Source organism: Streptomyces sp. NEAU-YJ-81, from assembly GCF_017592595.1.
GTDB classification, from domain to species: domain Bacteria; phylum Actinomycetota; class Actinomycetes; order Streptomycetales; family Streptomycetaceae; genus Streptomyces; species Streptomyces hygroscopicus_B.
Genome location: NZ_JAGFNO010000036.1, coordinates 64,213 through 82,471 on the forward strand (window position 1 = coordinate 64,213; position 18,259 = coordinate 82,471).

Sequence of the window (18,259 nt, forward strand, 5' to 3'; positions counted from 1 at the left end):
ATCACCGCCGGCGTCCGGATACCGCGTAGACCAGCAGCCCCAGACCGGCGGGCAGCAACAGCATCACCCACCACGGCCCGGCAGGGTCGGCGCCGGTACTCTCGCCGGGCAGCGGCTCATGGCAGCCCTCCGGACCCGGCGTCGCGGGGGAGGGGCTGCAACTGTCCGTCACCTCAGGCACAGGCCCGTCCTGGGGCGCGGTGGCGGTGGGGCTGAACGCCTTGCCGGTGTGGGGGAGTGCGCCATCCAGCAGGGCCTCGGTCCCGGACAGCAGGCCCCAGGCCAGAGCACCCCCGGCCACGGTCAGCAGCACCAGGACGGCGACCGAGACCGCGACCCGGCCGCGCTGCGTCGCGCGTGCGCGCTTGAGCGGTTTCACGCCTGCCTCCCCGCGGCCGGGGCGGTGGCTGGTTCCGGCTTGCGCAGGTCGACGCGCCGGCCGGGCAGATCACCGGGGGTGGTGAAGATCTGCTCCAGGATGCGGTCCACAGCAGGCACGATGACCTTGACTCGGCCCACCTGCATGGAGGGAAACCGCAGCAGCATCTCCCCCTCCCGGCCCGGTTTCCCGACCGGGGACAGGCCGGTGGTCACCAGCCGCACCAGATCCTCGTCCTCCGGGTTGAGGCCGAGGAACTCCAGCCCGCGACGTGCCCGGGCCGGATCGGTGGTGCGGCCCAGGGCCTTGTACGCCAGCAGTCCGCTGACGTCGTGCAGATGCGCTTCGTCGGGGGCGCCGAAGATCCCGGCCGCGTTGTGCTTGCGGCCGTCGTAGGTGATCTCGTGCGCCAGGGCGCGGCCTTCGGCGCTGCTGGTGAGCCAGTAGCACTCGTCCATGACGATCTGGCAGAACCGCGAGGGGTCGGTGAACGCGGCCTGCCGGGCGATCGCCGCGATCAGATACATCACGGCCCGGCCGATCAACGCCTCCAGCGGCTGCTGCCGCAACACTTCGGGCTGAGCGAACGCTTCCATCGGCGGCAAAGTCAGCCCGGCCGTGGTGATCACCACCAGGTCATGCCCGGGAGCGTCCAGACGCAGCGGAGGCAGCTCGGGATCGAAGACCATGTCGGCCAGCGGGTTGGCCACGACGATCTGCAGCAGATCGGTGAGTGTCTGAGCCGCATCGCGGCGTGCCGGGCCCGCCTCCTCGGAGTCGGACATGGCCGCCAGCGCGGTCAGGACCGCGGCCATGGACGGGGCGGGGGCAGCGGCCGCCTCCTCGACGGCCCGGTGCAGCACGGCTCCCGTCGTGGTCATCGGCCCAATCCCCAACTGCAGGGCCAGATAGCTCATCGCGTAATGGGCGCCGGTGGGACCCTCGAAGATCCGCAGCGGGTCGATCGACATCCTCGCCGTAGCCGCGTCAATCACCTGGCAGGTGTCCGGAGCGGCAGCCTCGGCGAACGCGGCCCACTCGCGCACCGGCGTGCGGTCAATCACGATCGCCCGGTCCCCACGGTCGACCACCGAGATGGTCAACAGCTTCTCCAGGACGGACTTTCCGCTGCCCAGGTCCCCGATGACCCCCACCGACGCGGACGCCTGCTGCTGCGGCGCGTCGGCGACGTCGACCAGGACCGGGCGCACGGTGCCGCAGTCCAGATCGATCCCGATCAGCGCGCCGCGTCGGTCGCCCACCGCGGTGTCCGTGACCGCCCCGCTCATGGCCCAGTCCTCGGCGAGCTGGACCTGCCGCCACTCCCGCCGGATATTCGGCGGCCAGGACGCACCCGGCAGACCGAAGGTCAGCAGCCGCTCCTGCAGCCCCACCGCCCGCACTGCCCGGTAGTCCGCGCCCCGCAGCAGCCCCGTCAGCGCGCGGGCCCGCGCATCACAGGTCTCGGCCTCCCGGCCCCAGACCGTCAGCACCGTGACCGGCTGGACCTCGACCTCCGCGCTGGACCGTGACAGCCGCACATCCTCCTCGCCCAGGTCCTGGGCCGCGCTCGGCAGCGAGCTGGGCATCCCGCTCGGCTTCGCGTCCCACTGGTCGGCCTGGTCGACCAGCTCGTTCTTCTTCTTCCGCAGCTGCTCCTTGGCCCGGTCCGCGCTGAGGATCTCCAGCTCGACCAGGAAGTCCACCGGAAACGGGAGGCTCTCCAGCTGCGCGAACAAGTCCGCGACGTCCTCCGAGACTGCGGGGGGCACCTCGGCCAGCACCAGGTGGGCCTGGTACCCGGTGCCCGCCTCGTCCTCCACCTGCAGCCAGTTGCGCCGCAGCGGAGAGGGGAGTGCGGCACGCCACCACGGCTTCCGGCCCGCAGCGGCCCGACGCCCCCGAAGACCCGGCGCCTTCTCCTCTTCCGCCTCGGTCTCGGTCTCCTGATGAATGCCGGTCAGGGACGGGGCGGTGCGGCCGCCTTCGGCCAGCCGGGCATGGCCCAGATCGGCGTAAGAGGGGGAGTGCAGTACCCCGTCGTGCACCCGGCCGCCGTACTGGCCGTCGGTCTCGGCGTCGGACAGCAGCGGCTCGTCCATCCCACGGTGCACGGCGTGCTGCACCATCCACACGATCTCCGCGGGGCTGGCCGGCCGCAGGGGCAGCCCGCTGCCCAGCGCGGCCGCCACCCGGTCCGCCCGCTCCCGGTAGGTATCTACCTCCGTCCGGCCGACCGAAGTCGGCGGCAGACCGAGGGCGGCTTGCGTATCCGCCCAGACGGAGCCGACCACCGCCGACACCGCGGCACGGCCGCCCCCGGACGCGGACAAGGGCACCACCAGCCACAGGGTCCGGGTGTGCATCTCCTGCTCTTCCAGCAGATCCAGACCGGCCTCGACCGTCTGCGCCCAGGCGGGACACCGCTCCAAATAGACTCCGGCGACCATCTGCTCGGCGACCTCGGCCGGATCGGTCTGCGCGCACAGCCCGAACAGCCGCGGCGTGCCCGTCAGCGACCGCACCAGCGAGGTCACCCGGCCCAGCACTTCCTCCCTGACCTGATCCGGGACGTAGCGGCCGCCGATCGCGGTGACGCGCCAGACCCCCCACACCCCGCCGTGCGTGGACCACAGAATGTGCCCGGCCAGGTGCCGGATGGGCACACGCATCACTGTCCCCTCCCGTTGTGCGGTTGTTCCTCGGATGCGCAGGCGCCCAGCAGCTGCTGCAGTGCGGTCCGCGGCGCCGTAGCGGCCTGCTCTTGACCTCGCCGGGGGCGTGCTCGGTGCCCGGCCCGGCGTGTGCGCCGGTTCTTCCGTTCCGCCGACGGCGGCGATGAGCCGGCCGGCCGCCTGAGCACCGCAGCGCGTGGCATCGACGGCGTGACGCCGGCGGCGGCGGGCTCGATGGTGAACGTCCCTAGCAGCACGTGAGGACGGTGATCCCGCGCCGGTCGGCCGCCGATGCGCCCGGCAGGCGGCTGGAGCAGCACACTGATCACGCCCGCCAGCGCTGCCCACGGCGACCGGCCCCCGATCCGGGCCCGCCGGGCCATCCAGACCGCCACGGCCCACGCCGCCACCGGCACCGGCCCCAGCCACGACCACCAGCTGAACGTCTTGATCAGCAGCATGGCGCCGACGAAGGCCACCACCAGCTGCGGCGGCGTATAGGGCCCCAAAGGGATCTTCCAGTCACCGACCCGCCCCAGCACCCACGGATGCCGACGCGCCGTGGTGTACGTCCGGCTGACCCTCCGCTCCGAGGCGCTCATCGCGAACTCCCCACCGGCGGTACCTGGTCCACGACCCGGGTGATGGCGGGTGCGGACTTCGCGGGGTTCTTGACCTCATCTTCGAAGATCGACGCCAGGCTGAACTTGGAGGCATAGATCCCCAGGGCAATCGCCATCGCCAGCAGAGCCCCGATCCCGGCCTTCAAGCTCCCCCGCCGCACCAACTCCAAGATCACGATCCATGTCAACGCCACCGGAAGTCCCTTGTCGGCCCAGCGGCCGAGCATGTCCAGCCAGCCGGTTCCCGCCTCGTCGAGCTGCCCGGCCAGCAGAACGGGGCCGCTCACCACACACCACCAGCGGCCAGCGACGACCGGCCCGTGCCCGGTGCAGCCGACAGAACGATGCCGGCCCCGCGGGCGCGGGTGTGCCCCGCCGACTCCGGGCCGGCGTCCACCGACGCGACCTCCCAGCGACCGTCCCGCGCCGACATCCGCAGGCTGTAGGCCAACGGCCAGATGGCTTCCGCATCCACGGCCCGCACCTGGACCTGGATCCGGGCCACCGTGCCGTTCTTCGGCACCGGCCCCTTCACTGCGGCGTCATCGGCCGAGACCCGCTCGACCTCCACCCGCTCATACCGGGGCCCGTCCACCGGTGCCAGCCGCGCTCCCGGCGCCAGGTACCGGTCCGTCTCACCCGCTCCGGTCAGATAGGCCGTCAAGAACTCCGACGCCGTCGACGCCAGCTCGCTTCCCTCGGGGACCGGCACCCGATACGTGGACTCCGGGGCCCGCGCCGCCGACGGTCCGGCCAACCGTGCCGGGGCCGCCACAACGACGAACGCTCCCGATCCGGAGTCGCCTGACGCCACCACCGGCACCGCGAAGTAGCGCACCTGCTCACCCGTTTGCGCAGCCACCGTCACCGACCAGGCCCCGTGGGACAGCGGCGCACTGCGCACCGCGACCACCCGATCGACACCCGGCTGCGCACCCTCACGGGGCTCGGGCAGATCCACCCCTGGAGCCATCGCGCGCAGCCGGCGCTCCCCCGCGCTCTCTTCGCTCCGGCTGTCACTGCGCAGCCACAGCATCACGAACAGCTCGGCGAACCCCGACGGGTCGGCGGACCGCACCTGTTGCGGTACCGGTGTCTTGTGGATGATCGGCGCCGTCTCGGACGAAGCCGCCATGATCACCAGCGCGGCCGGGCCGGCGATCAGCGCCCCCCACACCACAACTTGGCCCAGTCGGACCCACCGACGGACCCGCAACATCCGAACCGGGGCAGCCGCCTCGGATGGCGGCACCCCGGCCTCCGACGACGCCTCACGGCGTGGAAACACAGGCATGAGAACTCCAGGTCACAAGCGGTCGGTCGTATGCCTCGAGACAACCCGCCGCCCATGACTGGTCCAGTGGCCAGCCGCCGTTGACCACCGTTACAACCAGGTCACATCCGCCTGGCCACGTCGTGGTCAACCAACCGGTCAACGCTGACCAACCGCCCCGGGACCACCCGTTCTGATTCCGCCCGGCCCAGTCACGGCCGGCCGTCGAGCAGGTCCTCCTTTGCCAACGCCGATCCGCGGGTCCTCCCATGACCGGCCCGCGATCGGCCCGAGGCATCCGAGGGCCGAGGGATGACGCGCTGCGCAGCCCACTCCCGCGCCGGCCCGGACCTTCGCTCCTCCCGATTGCGCAACCCGGCTCACCGCCACCGCTGCGCAACCCGGCTCGCGGCCACGGCTGCGCAATCGACTGCGCAATCACTCGGCTGCGCAAACGTCCGCGCGTGACCAGAACGTCGACCACCGCATGCGTGACGCGAACGTGACTGCTGGCTACCGGATTTGGCTACCGATCCGGTCAGAGCGCGCGGGTCTGCTCATCGCCAAGCAGACCCGTCCTCAAGGAGAGCCCGATGCCGCTCTGGCCCCGTCGCTCACGTGCCCGTCACCACCGCACGTCCGCAGCACCCGCCCCGGCCGCTGTCGACTGCACCGCGCACCACACCCCGTCGAGCTCTGTGCTGATTCACGAGCTCCTGTCCGTCATCCAGCACACCCGCAAGATCGGCAGCTGGCTCGCGGCACGCGAGACCCTCCCGGAGGAGTACCTGTTGCTCGCCCGCGGCGTGGTCGCCGACCTCGCCTGCGGCTGGGAGCTCCAAACCGGCGGTGAGGGCCGTGCTGAAGACCTGCTGACCGACGGCCGCATCCGCACGCAGCCGACCGAGGCCGACACCCCCGCAGTCCGCGACCACATCGAATCCACCCGCATCCACGAGCGGTACACGTGACCCGCCGCGCTGCGGCCGCCACGGCACGGCGTACACCTCCGCTCACCGCCTCCGCCCGTGCGGCCCGTATGGAGCTCGGCGGCCAGGCGTGAGCGGAGTCGACGCCGCCGCCTACGTCATGCGGCTGCACCTGCCCACACCGGCGCACAAGCTCGTCCTCCTGGCGATCGCCACCCGGTGCGACCAGAACTACTCCGCCTTCCCCGGCCGCGCCCTGATCGCCGGCGAAGCACTGGTGAGCGAAGAGCGCGCCCGGACCCTGCTGCGAGAGCTGCGACGGGATGGATACCTCTCCGCTCGGCAGCGCTACCGCGGCAACGGCTCCAAGACGACCAACCGGTACTTCGTCCACGGGCCGTGGGACCAGTGGGGCGGCGCCGACAAACCCTTCACCGAGATCAGCCACTACCAGGACCATGACGACCGGTACGCGGCCATCCGCGACGGCGAGTTCATCCCCCGCCCCACGCCGAGGGCAGGGGTTGTCCACGCCCCCTGCCCTGACCAGGGCTCTTCCGCTCCAGGGGCAGGGGTCGCAGACAACCCCTCCCAGGGGTCGCCGGCAACACCCTCCCTGGGTGTCACACCCGACCCCTCCATAACCGGTCATCAAAAACCCACCAGGCGGAACCATCTCCCGGACGTCCGCAGGACCAGTGCGGGTGGTAAGAGCGCTGCCTCCACCGCAGCGAGCGCCGCCTCAAGGACGGCCGGCAGCACCCGGAAGGCCCCGAAGGCCATCACCACCGGGCCGCGCAAACGTCCCCCCGGCTGGGACCAGGTCGCGGCCGCACTGCCACAGGAAGTCCAGCCCACCCGCCCCGGCGGACGCCTCGCCCCGACCCTGGTGCGCGCCATCTGCACCGCGCTCACCGGCGTCCCCGGCCCCGAATCCGGCACCTACCAGATCCCGCCCCGCACACCCGAACAGCTGATCGCCCGCATCAACCGCCGCTGGCACCACGCCCGCGGACCCGAACGCGCAGCAGACGACTACACCGGCCCGGACCCCATCCGGCGCCCCGTCGGCTACGTCGCCGACCTCCTCACCGCCCACGAATGCCCCGACCCCTGCTGCGAGGACGGGCTGATCCTCGGCACCGACCGGCCCTGCGCCGCCTGCCGGGCGCGCCGTGCCGAACAACAGCAGGCCGAGCAGGCCCGGACCGCCGTCGAAGACCGCCTCGCCCGGGAGGCCGAGCTGGCCTGTGCCCACGACGAGCACGAAACGGCGGCCGCTCGCGAAGAGCAGCGGGTCCGCGAGTGCCTGGCCGCGGCCGGTCACTGGGGCGAGCTCCTGGACCACGAGGTCGAGACGCACATGCGCCGGTGGCGCCTCGGCCACCCCGACCCCAAGGACACCCCCCATGCCTGACGCACCCCGGCCTGCCCACCACACCAGCCCCGACCGCCCCACGGCCAGGCCGCACGAGCAGCGCACGCGAGGTCCCCCGCCGCATGCGGGCCGCTCACCGGTGGCCGCCCACAGCACTCATCCGGCCGCGCGGCCGCGCACCGCCTGCGCCGGCCGCCAACTCCACCCGCAGGCAGAACACAGACCACCCCAAAGCGGACCATCATCACGGAAGGTAAGAAATCCATGCGTAAGATTCGCAAGGCCGCCATGGCGGCTTCGGTCGTGGCCCTGATCGGCGGCACGGTCGTCGTCGCGACCGCACCGAGCGCGAGCGCCACCGACAGGGTCAACCGCTGCGGCTCCGCCTACCACTTCAAGAAGTCCTGGCCGATCCAGAACGTCTGGGGCAGCGACACCGAGGGGCGGACCGTCGGTTACATCGACGTCTACTGGTCCAACTCCACCGGCAAGAACTGCGCCATCGCCCGGCCGAAGAACGGGATCTACAAGCCCAACCACATCAAGGTCCGGGTCGTCAAGAGCGGCTCGGGCAACTGGGACCAGGACGGCTACGGCAACGAGAACTACAAGAAGTTCGCCGGGCCGGTCTACGCGAAGGCCCGCGGCGCCTGCGTCAACCTCGAGGCCGGCTTCGAGTACAACAACAGCTGGGACCGCGCGGAAGCCTGGGGCTCCTACGAGAAGAAGCACTGCTCGTAGCCTACGAACGACCTGAGGAACGAATAGAGGGCTGCCGCCGACGAGGCGGCAGCCCTCGGTCCTTGTCTTCGGCACAGGGCGCCCGCCGCCGGCCCTCTCTGGCGCTGACGCGGTGAGGGGAGATGGGGAAGCGATGGCCGGTCCGGTACGCCTGGCGTACCGGTAGGGGGGTTGACGGCCTCCCTCCGGCCATCGGCCGACACACCCGGTCCGCCTGGGCCACGAAGGTGCCCTGACCGAGTGCCGTACACCGACAGGATAGCCGCCAGGACGGGCTATTCCGCCGGCCTTGCTTCCGCCGTCAGCGTGTGCCGCTGAGCTGGCGGCGGGCCTCGGCCAGGGAAGCCTCCCAGACCACGGCGCTGCCGTGGCCAGGATGGTCCTGGGCCAGCTGCGTGATCGTTACGGTGCCCGCGGCGGGGCCAGCATTCCTGAGTGCCTCGAGGGCGGCGTCGAGGCGGCGCTCTGCCAGCTCCGAGCTGGAGGGGGCTTGCCGTCGAGCCTGCGCGAGCTCGACGATGCGGCGCCGCTTCCACCGGTTCGTGGTGATCCTGCCCTGGATGACCTCGTCAGCCTCCATGAGCTCGGGGAGGATCCCGCGGGCGATGGCGCGGTTCAGCTGCAGGTGGCTGCCGTAACCGAGGATCGGCGCCGCCTGCTTGGGGTCGATCAGTTCTTCGGGGTCGCCTTCGTCCAGGGGTGCGCTCGTCTCCGGGGTTCGGGTCTTGCTGAGCGGGTTTCCGGGGCCGGGGCGCTCGGCGAGCCACTTCACGATGGTGGCGACTCGCCAGAAACGGCGCTTGCGCCCGCCTGCTGTGGTCTCCACGACGTCCGGCCCGGGAAAGTATCCGGGGGAGTCGACCAGCCAGCCCAGCAGTGTCGACGTCGACTTGTGCCCGAGGATCTGCTTGCCTACCTGGGACGTCGACAGCAGGGTGTCCGGGGGCTGCGCGAGCAGAGGGTGCGTCGGGTCGGCCCCGGACAGTTGCCGCTTGGACTCCTTGTAGTCCTTGGCGAAGGGCGCGAAGGTCTGTCGCTTCCAGCGCCGGCGTCGGCCTTTGACCTCGTCCGGCTCCGGGCATCCGGTGGTCTCGCGGTCCCGGAGCAGTTCGCTCAGCCGGGAGGGGCTGATGCCGAACTCTTCGTGGATCTGACTGGCGTCCAGAAGCTCTTCGCCGGTGGTGTTGCCCATCGTGTCCTCCTGGACTCGTCTCCGGAATGGGGAGGGTGCAGTGCGTGGTGCTCAGGGTGTCCCGCGGTGGCCGTCGACCAGCCATACGTCGCGCTGCTCGGCCTGGTCCGCCAATGACACGTACGCCATGGCTGCGGGCGTGCTCGTCCACACGGCGAAGAGGAGTTCGTCGATCGCGTCCTCGCGGGCCGATGCTGTTCGCCACGCCACGTTCTCCAGGGCGCACCAGGCAGCCAGGTCATGGTCGTCCAGTCCGGCGCAGCGTTCGCGTACTGATTGAGCGGTTGCCGTCAGGCCGGCGCAATACAGTTCGTGGCCTCGCTCCAAAGCGGTACGCAGCTGCTCGGTGCCGCAGGAGAGGGTGGCTGCAGCGAGATCCAGCAGGTCTTGTGTGGTTTCGTTCTCCATCGGGCCCCCTTTCCGTCGTGAACGGTGCCGGGGATGGCCGGCACCATGGATTCGATACTAGGTAATTGTGTGAGGTGTGGCAAGCTCCAGCCACACGTGAATCTTGAATATCTCCACGATGCGAGCTTCTGACTAAGGTCACCGGCCGTGCGGACCCCCGCTCAGAGAAGGGCTCGCCTTCGGCATGGGCGACGAGTTCGTCCAGCAGCACCAGGGCCTGGCCGTCGTCGCCCGGAAACCGACGAGCGGCCAGGCCGAGGGCGGGAGGCGGATTCCGTACGGTCCGGCGGTCGGCAAGGTGGCAGTACCGGGGAGCGCGTGAATCTGCGAGGCGGCCGACCAGGTGCTCGGGTGGACGGTGAGGCAGTCGCGAATCTGCCGGACCAGCCGGACGTGGTCCCGAATGGAGGGGATGGGTGCCCCCGTCGGCCGCCGGACGGTGATAATCAATCGATGAACGCTCTCGGCCGGGCTCGGAGCTCGGGTCGGGCTCACCCCGCCAAAGCGATGATAACCCCAGGTCAGAGGGTGCGTGAGGGGTTTGACGGAACTCGCCTCGGCTGCTGGAGTGGTGCCGCGCGGCGACCAGACGCCCGGGAGCGGCCGGCCGCCGCCAGAACCAGCGAGGTGTGACTCGCTGATCAGCGAATCCCTAGCGAAGGACTCTGCCTTGAGCGTATCAACCAAGACCTCGGTTCACTCCGCCTCGCTATCTGCGCGAACAGCGGTGGATGATGCATCGCTGACCTGGTGCGCCGTGGCGGTGATGCTTGCCGCTCTGCTGATTGGTGCGGCTCTCGTCGCGGCTGGTAGTGCGACCACTCCGGAAGCCACCGCTTACATCTCGCCAGTCTTCACGATCGTGGGTGTTGCGGGTCGGCTTCGGCAACAGTGATCCATCTGCGCAGGCTCGGTCATGGGGATGCTGAGCCTGCGCAGTTGCCCGTTGCTCGCCCAGCAGCTGGCTCTGACTCGCGCCCGGCACGTCCACAGCGGCCGCACCACGCCAGCCAGTTCCCCTCGACCCTCTGGGCGCGGGTGGGCGAGGGCCACCTTCTTTTCGAAATGTGCGGCCGGGCCGTCCTCAAGCGCCGTCAACTACCCAGCCTCGGGCTGCATCGCCGTCGGGCCCGTGTCTTCTTCTCGCTCCGGGCGGACACCGAGTCGTTGCCGAACGTTCCCGTACAGGCCGTCGAGCACCTCCCAGACCAGGGCCAGCGGAGGTGTGCTGAACGTGAGCATCTCCTGACCGCTGCCGTCTTCGACGACGTCGAGTGCGCGGTGGGTCCGGGCCGTGGTCTCCAGGGCCCGGCGCAGCGCTCGTGGTTCGACCCGCATCACGCGCCCCGGCCCGGCGTCGTCGTGCAGCAGCCGGCTCAGCGCCATCTGGCCTGGACGGTCCGGCTGGTAGCGCGCCGCGTATGCCAGGCAGGCGTAGGTCAGCACCGCGGCCGGCGCGCTGTTCCCCGCCTGTCGGCTGAGCTGCACGGTCCCCTCCAGGTCGGGGCTCATCAGACCGAGGGCACTGAAGGGGCGGTCGAAGATATTCTCGACGACGGCCTGCGGCTCCCCGCCGGGATGTACCGGGGTATACATGCGGAGCATGCAGCTGATGTCCCGCTGGATCATGCCGTCGCTGGTCGGCCGCCACCCGCTGGAGACAGCCGCGCCCCGTACGCCGTGGAGGAGGCGTTCCCGCTCAAGGCGGGTCCACGGAGACATGCAGAACGTGTAGTACCAGGCGGGCACCATGCACGGGGGAGAGAGCAGCCACCAGTGCAGCAGCCACAGGCTGTCGTCCCTCTCCAGGTACGGATCGGCGCCGTCGTCCTCCAGCAGCCACCGGGCTCGGTCAGTGGGTATGACGTCTCTGGCCGCCCCTGGCCGGTGGCGGACTTCGCCGGAGAGGCGGAAGGGCGCGGACCAGAACCGCATCGAGGCCACCATGCTCTTGCCGACGCCGAGCCTGACGACGGCGTCGACGGATGTGAAGAGGTGAGGGTCCTCCTTCAGGGCGAGGTAGGTCTTGAGCAGCCAGCCATGCCGCAGCGAGTAGGAACCGTGCCGGGCATGGAGGGGGACGACGTGCGGCGGGAATGAAGGAATGGGCATATTGATCTCTCCGGCACGGCGGCCCGGGGAGGGGTGATGGCGGCGGACGAGTGGGGCGGGGGCAGCGTGAGGACGCTGGGGAGATGAAGGGCAGCCCGGCACGGCTGCCTGCCCGGTCCCCGGGAGCAGAGGGGCCGTGACGTGGAACAGCGCTAGCCGAGCAACGCCGGAAGAGGGCGGCGGGACCGTGCTGCCGGGGGTTCGGCGACGGTACGGGCGCGGGAGGAAACCGGTCAGGTGACCCCTGACTCAGCGGCTCAGCCGCTCTGGTTGAGACGGTGCAGCTCTGGGTAGTCGCGGCGGATCCGCTCATGAGCCACGGACGGAACCTGCGGGTAGATCTGGGGGTAGCGGCGGAGCAGGGTGTGTTCGGCTCGGGTGACTTCGTGCAGGAGCTTCAGTGCCTCGTACCTGCTGGCGATGGGCTCACTGTAGTGGTCGCTGCTCGCGCCGGAGACGATCCAGCCGGTGACTCCCTGTCCGTCATTGCGGCAGGGGTAGAACTGGGCTGCCGCCAGGTTCTGGCCGTCGGCCTCATCGCGGTCGGGGGGAGCGGCGACGCGGGTCTCGTAGCGGTTGCGGTCCAGCTGCACCCGGACGCAGGTGCCTTGGAACAGTGGGGTGTGTTCAGCGATGGTGGTCATGTCTCCTACTTCAGGGGGTCTGGGGTGGGCGCGGGGCGGCGCCCGGGGCACGGAGGGGGAGCCGCGAGGGGGCGGGCCTCCTCCGTCGTGAAGGGCCCGTCATGTGCGGGGGGCCAGCTCGCGGCCGCGCTTGACGATGAGGGTGTCGAGCGTGGTGGGTTCGCCGTGGAGGTCCAGCACCGCCATGGCCCCGGCCCGGCTGGCGAGGGCTTCGGCGCGCAACTGGCCGAGCGAGTCGAAGGTGGCCTCCGGGTCGCGGGCGCGTTCTATGAAGGATGCCTGCGGCCAGTTGGGGACGCCTTCGGATGCCCACTGGGCGATGGTGCGGCCGAGGTCTTCGCCCGGTTGCTCGATGACCTGCCCTGTCAGTGGCGGAATCCGGCTCTTGCCGAAGCGCAGGGTGGCGACGGGGCCGAGAGTGCCGACGGCGTCGAGGTCGTAGTCGAGATCGGAACGCTGCTCGGGTCTGAGGCTGAGACGGAGGGCGTACTGGCGCCCGTGGGCGTCGGTGTCGATGACGGCGTCGGTCCGCGAGTTGAGGATGAGGATGACGTGGCCGGGATAGGCGGACAGCGCGGCGGTGACGCGTCGGTCCATCGGCCGGTACCTGTTCCACCCGGCGTTGGAAGAGCTGTAGCCCGAGCGTGTCTCGTCGGCGACCTTGTCCAGCATCCCTCCCGACCCGTTCCAGAACGCGCTGTACCGGTCGACGATCAGCACCGGGTAGGCGCGCATTGCGGCGACAGCCAGGGCCGTGAAGAGCCGTTCGGGATCGAAGTGGGTGAGTTCCAGGGCGTCGAAGGGGACGGTGTCGGCGTACTTCGCGGAGGTCCCGCCGGTGGTGTCGATGACGGCGATGGGGCTGCCGAGCGCGGAGGCGACCAGGAGGGAGGTCAGGGTGCGGCCGGACCCTGACGGTCCTTCGAAGGCGATGCGGGCGGGCCGGGCCTCCTTGACGGCAGGCTGGAAATCCGAGGGCTGCGGGAGGATCGTCTCGGGCTGGGGGAGGGGGCGGTCGTCGCTGGACATGGAGCGCTCCAGAGGTCAGGTGATGCGGAAGGCGGACGGGTCGGCGACAGCACGGGAAGCCACGGACGCGAACGCGGCCCATCCGGTCACCGGCTGGCGGCGGTTCGTGGTCGGTTGGCCGGTGGAGCCTTGCGGCCGGGTGGGGGCTTCTCGCGGGTCGGGCGGTGCTGAGGCCGCACTGTTCGCCAATGCGGGCGGAAGGCTCTGCTCGGAGTAGGCGACCCGGTGGCGGAGACTGAGCCCGACGTCGTCGGCGTCCAGGTCGAAGACGGTGCGGCGCACGCCCTGGTGGTCGGTGTAAGTGCGCTGACGCAGACGGCCCTGAACGATGACGCGCATGCCGCGCACAAGGGATTCGCAGACGTGCTCGGCCATGCCGCGCCAGGTGGTGCAGGTGATGAACAGCGGTTCCCCGTCGGTCCACTGGGCCGCGTCGCGGTCGTAGATCCGTGGGGTGGAGGCGACGCGGAAGCGGGCGACGGCCGTACCGGCTTCGGTGAACCGTATCTCGGGGTCCGCGACCAGGTTGCCAGCGACCGTGACGATGGTCTCGCCCGTCATGGCGGTGCTCCTGTGGTCTGGAAACGGGTGTAAGGGGGGCCAGGCGCGCTGGCGAGTGATGGCTGGAGACGAAAGTCGGCATGAATCACCCCTGCATACGCGGAGCGGCCCGGCTAGTTCGATACTAGATGTAGATTGGTTGGGATGCAACCGCTCCCGGATGGCGCTGAAGTGCTGCTCACGGGCGTTCAGCCGCCCGGGGGAAGGCTCTGCAGTGGGGAGCAGGTCGTGGGCATCGGCGATGCCCGTCAGGATCTGGAGCCGGAGGCGGTCACGGCCTTCAGCCGTCGCCGCCCCTGTGCTGCTGAGCGCGCCAGTCAGCGAGTTTGTCGAGCGGGATGACGCGGAACATCTCCCGGGAGAACTCCGCCCTCGGAGACAGCTCGATGAGCAGTTTGTGCAGGTGATGGGCGCAGGCATAGTTCGTCTGCAGAGTTTGGGTCTCTTCGTCGGCCCAGTACACGACCCACCGGGCGGCGTTGTGGCACTTCCCCGTGAACCTGCTGTGGGTGCTGTCGCAGTACAGGCCGTGTCGACTCTGCTTGCGGGGCATTACAGGCACTCCCTGAGGATGTCGCTGAGGCCAGCAAGGTGCGGGGACGTCTTGCGGGTGCCGGCTGCGGACTTGGTCATGTGGGGCGCCTCGGGTCTTCATCGGGCCGGGTCCGGCGGTGGCGCGGATCAGGCGCGGGCTTCGGGACCTCGTTGTGATGGCCTGCGTATGAGGTGGGGGTGCAGCCGGCCCCTGATGGTGCTGCGCTCCTGGTCACCGGCGTTCGGCTGCCTGGGCAGGCTCTACAGAACCTCGGGGAGTTCAGCGGCGCGAGCGAGGTCGAGGCGGTAGGTGATGGTCCCGTCGTGCGCGACGTCGGTTGCTGTGCACAGTGGTGCCCAGCCATCGCGGTTCCAGGCGCCCAGTTCGTCGGCCCATTCACCCATGCCGAACGTGTCGCCCGCATCGGCCAGATCCCGGCATTCTCCCGCATGCGTCCAATACCGGCCGGAGACCGCCACGCCTCCGGAAGGGTGCAGAGTCATCTCCAGCCAACGGGCATCGAAGGGGCCCCGGAAGGTTGAGCCGGTCAGGATGTCGCAGACGGCTGCAGCCAGGTGGGCGCACATGACGCGGGCCAGCCGGTCGGGTGCTTCGGCGCGAGCGCGGTACGCGGCCACGCGTGCGCGGTACAAGGTGCGTGCGTCGGGAAGGTCGTACGAAGTGAAGGGTGGTTCGGTCATGGGGCTCACTGCTCCCTGTGGGACGAGCGTTTCACGGAGGCCAGCGGCGTCAGCGCGGCGCCGCTGGGCGATGCAGGGTCCACGGGTCACCGGCCTTGGCAGCCGAGGCGGGCGCCCGGCCAGCTGAAGGGGCTGTCTCATGCGGGCCAATACGGTGATCTGGTCCGGGTCGGGTAGAGGAGCGGTCTGCTGCGCTGTTCCCGGGTCGCCTTCTCGGCGTTGTGCCGGGCGCGCTCTTGGAGCTCCTCTACGTCACCCAGGGCGTCGCCGCTGGACACCATGACGCGCGGACCGAGCCGCCAGAGCAGCGCGTTGACCGCGCAGCAGGCCGCGTTGACCGGGTCCGGGTCGTTCATCCACCACCAGTAGGAGGATGCGGCCAGTCCCCGGTACCGGAGCGTCGCAGCCGCAGCGCGGACCATGGTTCCCGTTCCGGCGCACGGCTCAAGGAACTGCGCACCCGGGGGAAGGTCCCTTGATAAGAGGACCTCTGCGTTGAGGTCGGCGGCGCTGGCCGGGGTGAAGAACACCCCGCCCTTCTGGTGCTCGCTGTAGCTGGACATTCGCTGGAGGATGAGGCCGAGCGGGTCATCGGCCTCGCAGCGGTTGAGGTCGCTGATGCACTCCAGTAGGCCCGCGCGCACGAGGACGCGTGCGTAGTCGGCCAGTCCACGCATGTCGTTGTCGCTCGGGGCGGCCAGCCACTCGTGCAGCGGGCGGGCGGCGGCGGCGAGATCAGGGCGATAAGCCCACACGGAGTTCCATGCGGCGCGCATGGCGTCGATGAACTCCTGGTCATCGAGAGGAATCAGCAGTGGACCGTAGTCGGGGCCGTCGATGTCGGTCGGGGCGGCCAAGGCGAGGGCGGCCATCGCCCCGAGGGCGATGTGTACCTCGCCAGTGCTGCGGTTCTCCAGCCACCAGGCATGAGCCGTGCTGACGATGTCGCGAGCGTGGGCGCGGCCGGTGTCGGGGGCCAGAGCGCGTCGCATCATGGCGGGAGGGATGCCGTACAGGGTCACGTGGAGCTCCGGTTCGGAAGGCAGGGGAAATCGGATCTTGGTGTTCAGCGGACGATGAGCGCGGCGGTGGTGCGGCTCATGCGGCGGACTTGAGGCCGTTGCTCTGCTGGCCTGCTGCGGCGTACTCCCAGAGCCAGAGGGTCTTTCGGCCCCGAGCCGGGTGGTCGGCGGAACGGGGCGTGCTCCAGGTCCCGCCGCCGCCTGAACCAGCTGCATCGGTGACGCGCTTCCACCCGTCGAGCCGGTAGACGTTGCCCAGGTGTCGGGCGCTATCGGAGTATGCAACTGCGGCGGCCGCCCTCCAGTACGGCCAGGCAGGACCGCCCACCTCTCGCCACAGGCGCAGCATCACGCGCGTGGCCCAGCGATCACCCGGCCTCGTGCACAAGCGGGCCAGTTCCACGACCTGGCCGCGGCCGTACCCGGCCACGACGCTGCTCGCCGTGGATGCGCTGATGGCCACGGAGACCGGCTGGCCGGCCACGTCCAGACGCCACGCCTGGGCCCCGAAGGGGCGGTTGTTGGCGCCGAGGTAGTGACCCCACTCGGCGAGCAGAACGTTGGCAGCATCGAGTTCTGTTTCGAAAAGTCCGGCGGGTGGGGCGGTGACAGCCGCCAGATCGAGCTGGAAGGCGGCAGTCACGCGACGCTCCTGGCGCGGTGAACGTTCATGACGCCGGTCAACCCGTCTCCATGCCGGAGACGTCCGGCAGCAGCTCCTGCAGCATGGCCAAGGGCTCTGCGGCGCTGATGAGCGCAGCGCGACGCGTGAAGGCGGCCGCGCGCTCCTCCAGCGCCTGCGCGTGTCGGTGCGGCTGCGCGAGGACGTCACTGCACGCGACGAGCACCTTCGGGCCGAGCCCCATATGTACGCGTTCACGGCGCAGCACGCCGCGGCGATCGGGTCGACGTCATTCAGCGACCACCCGAATTCGCCGGGATCGCGACCGGTTTCCCGCAGATGCTGCGCGATGACCCGGAACAAGCCTCCGGTGCCTGCGGTGGGGTCGTAGAACCAGCGCCCGGGCCGCGATTCATCCTGCAGCGTTAGGCGGACCATCAGGTCAGCGGCGTCCGGCGGAGTGTGGAACTCGCCGATCGCCCGGCTGGCGCCGACGGAGCGAAGCTCCGTGAGCAGAACGCTGAACACGTCGACCTGCGAGCGCCGGTACGGGTCCACGCTTCCGGTCACATCGAGCAGCCCGGCCTGGAGCGCGGCCTGCGTGACCGCATGGACAGCGTCCATCCGCTCCCGGCTGAGCTCGCTCTGCTCCAGCCACGAGCGCACGGGCCACGCCCAGTCAGCGAGCTCCGGCCGGATGAGCCACAGCAGCGCCCAGAGGCTGCGGTAGTGCGTGACCAGCTCCTCCGGGCTGAAGCGCAGAAGGCGTGTGCTCACATCGGGTCCGTCCTCGGGCTGCTCCAGCACGGCGAGCGAGGCGATCACGCCGACCGGGACTTCTGCGCCGCCGCGATCGCGGCTTCCGTGCCAGGCGCGGGCCACCTTCTGGCAGATGCTCACTGCCAGGTGGTCCGGCGATGGGGCCGGTGAACCTGGCGCGGCACCCTAGGCCGCCGCACTCGCCACCCGGGTCGGGCCGCAATCTGCGGGGCGGGGGTGCGGTGGCCGTTCACCGCGGCCGGCAGGGCATGAAGGGCGGGGCTGTGACATGAAAACTCCCATACGAACGGGCTGCAGCGCGGCGGCTGCCGAAGCGGGGCCAAAGGCCGGAGGGGCACAGTGGAGGCCGGCCACGCGGGCCGGGGATGGATCAGGAGCCATCCCCAGCCCGCGTGGTACTTGCCGCACGGGCCCCGCGCGAGACCGAGGTGGTCAACGGGGCTTCCTGCGCCTGGGCGGGTGGTAGGGGCGTCGCCGGAGGAGGTGGAATCCGGAGCAGGTCGGGCAGTCCTGGATGCTGCGTACGGGGGCGCCGCGCGCCATGGCGGCGCCGAGTGCGGCACGGGCTGACGCACGGTCCGGATAGCGCCTCCGGCCGGAGGGGCAACAGCTGGACACGGTGAGACTCCGCTGGAGGAGAGACTGCGCGCGCGGC

Annotated in this window: 20 protein-coding genes; 5 read left to right on the top strand and 15 right to left on the bottom strand. The window is 70.4% G+C overall.

The genetic code is table 11. From position 1 onward, the window contains the following. Position 1 precedes the first annotated feature (1 nt). Genes J5X86_RS43315 through J5X86_RS43335 form a run of 5 tightly spaced genes read right to left on the bottom strand, consistent with a single transcriptional unit; the run spans position 2 to position 4,971 of the window. Positions 2-379, bottom strand: a complete 378-nt coding sequence (locus tag J5X86_RS43315) for a hypothetical protein (protein WP_208522112.1) — start codon at positions 377-379, stop codon at positions 2-4. Beyond that, complete coding sequence (locus J5X86_RS43320) at positions 376-3,051, bottom strand: ATP-binding protein (protein WP_208522113.1); 2,676 nt, start codon at positions 3,049-3,051, stop codon at positions 376-378. The genes J5X86_RS43315 and J5X86_RS43320 overlap by 4 nt, the downstream gene beginning before the upstream one ends. Then, a complete protein-coding gene (locus tag J5X86_RS43325) occupies positions 3,051-3,656 on the bottom strand; it encodes a hypothetical protein (RefSeq protein ID WP_208522114.1) in 606 nt (201 codons plus the stop codon). Before J5X86_RS43325 ends, J5X86_RS43320 begins: the two co-directional genes overlap by 1 nt. Then, positions 3,653-3,964 carry a hypothetical protein gene (locus tag J5X86_RS43330; protein WP_308124900.1) on the bottom strand — a complete coding sequence of 104 codons (312 nt, stop codon included), beginning with the start codon at positions 3,962-3,964 and terminating at the stop codon, positions 3,653-3,655. Before J5X86_RS43330 ends, J5X86_RS43325 begins: the two co-directional genes overlap by 4 nt. Further along, positions 3,961-4,971: a conjugal transfer protein gene (locus J5X86_RS43335; RefSeq protein ID WP_208522115.1), complete on the bottom strand. Its 1,011-nt coding sequence runs from the start codon at positions 4,969-4,971 to the stop codon at positions 3,961-3,963. Before J5X86_RS43335 ends, J5X86_RS43330 begins: the two co-directional genes overlap by 4 nt. Before the next feature lie 572 nt (positions 4,972-5,543). On the opposite strand from J5X86_RS43335, the gene J5X86_RS43340 reads away from it, so the two are divergent. The 3 genes from J5X86_RS43340 to J5X86_RS43350 all read left to right on the top strand — a co-directional run bounded on the left by J5X86_RS43340 (position 5,544) and on the right by J5X86_RS43350 (position 7,998). Then, positions 5,544-5,921 carry a hypothetical protein gene (locus tag J5X86_RS43340; RefSeq protein ID WP_208522116.1) on the top strand — a complete coding sequence of 126 codons (378 nt, stop codon included), beginning with the start codon at positions 5,544-5,546 and terminating at the stop codon, positions 5,919-5,921. An 88-nt stretch (positions 5,922-6,009) separates the two neighbouring features. Beyond that, positions 6,010-7,296 carry a helix-turn-helix domain-containing protein gene (locus J5X86_RS43345; RefSeq protein ID WP_208522117.1) on the top strand — a complete coding sequence of 429 codons (1,287 nt, stop codon included), beginning with the start codon at positions 6,010-6,012 and terminating at the stop codon, positions 7,294-7,296. A gap of 225 nt (positions 7,297-7,521) precedes the next feature. After that, positions 7,522-7,998 carry a hypothetical protein gene (locus J5X86_RS43350; RefSeq protein WP_208522118.1) on the top strand — a complete coding sequence of 159 codons (477 nt, stop codon included), beginning with the start codon at positions 7,522-7,524 and terminating at the stop codon, positions 7,996-7,998. 301 nt (positions 7,999-8,299) lie between these two features. Here the strand turns inward: J5X86_RS43350 and J5X86_RS43355 are convergent, their stop codons facing one another. Further along, on the bottom strand, positions 8,300-9,190 hold the full coding sequence (locus tag J5X86_RS43355) for a hypothetical protein (protein WP_208522119.1): 891 nt from the start codon (positions 9,188-9,190) through the stop codon (positions 8,300-8,302). 51 nt (positions 9,191-9,241) lie between these two features. Then, positions 9,242-9,598: a hypothetical protein gene (locus J5X86_RS43360; protein ID WP_208522120.1), complete on the bottom strand. Its 357-nt coding sequence runs from the start codon at positions 9,596-9,598 to the stop codon at positions 9,242-9,244. Positions 9,599-9,782: 184 nt separating this feature from the next. Here J5X86_RS43360 and J5X86_RS43365 point away from each other — a divergent pair, with 184 nt between their 5' ends. After that, positions 9,783-9,920, top strand: a complete 138-nt coding sequence (locus tag J5X86_RS43365) for a hypothetical protein (protein WP_208522121.1) — start codon at positions 9,783-9,785, stop codon at positions 9,918-9,920. A 348-nt stretch (positions 9,921-10,268) separates the two neighbouring features. Next, positions 10,269-10,493 carry a hypothetical protein gene (locus J5X86_RS43370; RefSeq protein WP_208522122.1) on the top strand — a complete coding sequence of 75 codons (225 nt, stop codon included), beginning with the start codon at positions 10,269-10,271 and terminating at the stop codon, positions 10,491-10,493. Positions 10,494-10,696: 203 nt separating this feature from the next. Here J5X86_RS43370 and J5X86_RS43375 read toward each other — a convergent pair whose 3' ends face one another. The 8 genes from J5X86_RS43375 to J5X86_RS43410 form a co-directional block, all read right to left on the bottom strand. Next, entirely contained in the window at positions 10,697-11,710 is a 1,014-nt protein-coding gene (locus tag J5X86_RS43375; protein ID WP_208522123.1) for a DUF4007 family protein, read from the bottom strand. A gap of 257 nt (positions 11,711-11,967) precedes the next feature. Continuing rightward, positions 11,968-12,354, bottom strand: coding sequence for a hypothetical protein (locus J5X86_RS43380; RefSeq protein WP_208522124.1), 387 nt, complete (start codon positions 12,352-12,354; stop codon positions 11,968-11,970). 99 nt (positions 12,355-12,453) lie between these two features. Beyond that, complete coding sequence (locus J5X86_RS43385; protein ID WP_208522125.1) at positions 12,454-13,383, bottom strand: AAA family ATPase; 930 nt, start codon at positions 13,381-13,383, stop codon at positions 12,454-12,456. A 15-nt stretch (positions 13,384-13,398) separates the two neighbouring features. Next, positions 13,399-13,944, bottom strand: a complete 546-nt coding sequence (gene ssb / locus J5X86_RS43390; protein WP_208522126.1) for a single-stranded DNA-binding protein — start codon at positions 13,942-13,944, stop codon at positions 13,399-13,401. Between the two features lie 280 nt (positions 13,945-14,224). Then, on the bottom strand, positions 14,225-14,497 hold the full coding sequence (locus tag J5X86_RS43395; RefSeq protein WP_208522127.1) for a hypothetical protein: 273 nt from the start codon (positions 14,495-14,497) through the stop codon (positions 14,225-14,227). A 242-nt stretch (positions 14,498-14,739) separates the two neighbouring features. Further along, the gene (locus tag J5X86_RS43400) at positions 14,740-15,180 is read right to left on the bottom strand and encodes a hypothetical protein (protein ID WP_208522128.1); all 441 of its coding nucleotides are present in this window, start codon (positions 15,178-15,180) and stop codon (positions 14,740-14,742) included. 137 nt (positions 15,181-15,317) lie between these two features. Continuing rightward, on the bottom strand, positions 15,318-16,202 hold the full coding sequence (locus J5X86_RS43405; RefSeq protein WP_208522129.1) for a hypothetical protein: 885 nt from the start codon (positions 16,200-16,202) through the stop codon (positions 15,318-15,320). A 76-nt stretch (positions 16,203-16,278) separates the two neighbouring features. After that, complete coding sequence (locus J5X86_RS43410) at positions 16,279-17,724, bottom strand: N-6 DNA methylase (RefSeq protein WP_308124901.1); 1,446 nt, start codon at positions 17,722-17,724, stop codon at positions 16,279-16,281. Between the last annotated feature and the right edge of the window lie 535 nt (positions 17,725-18,259).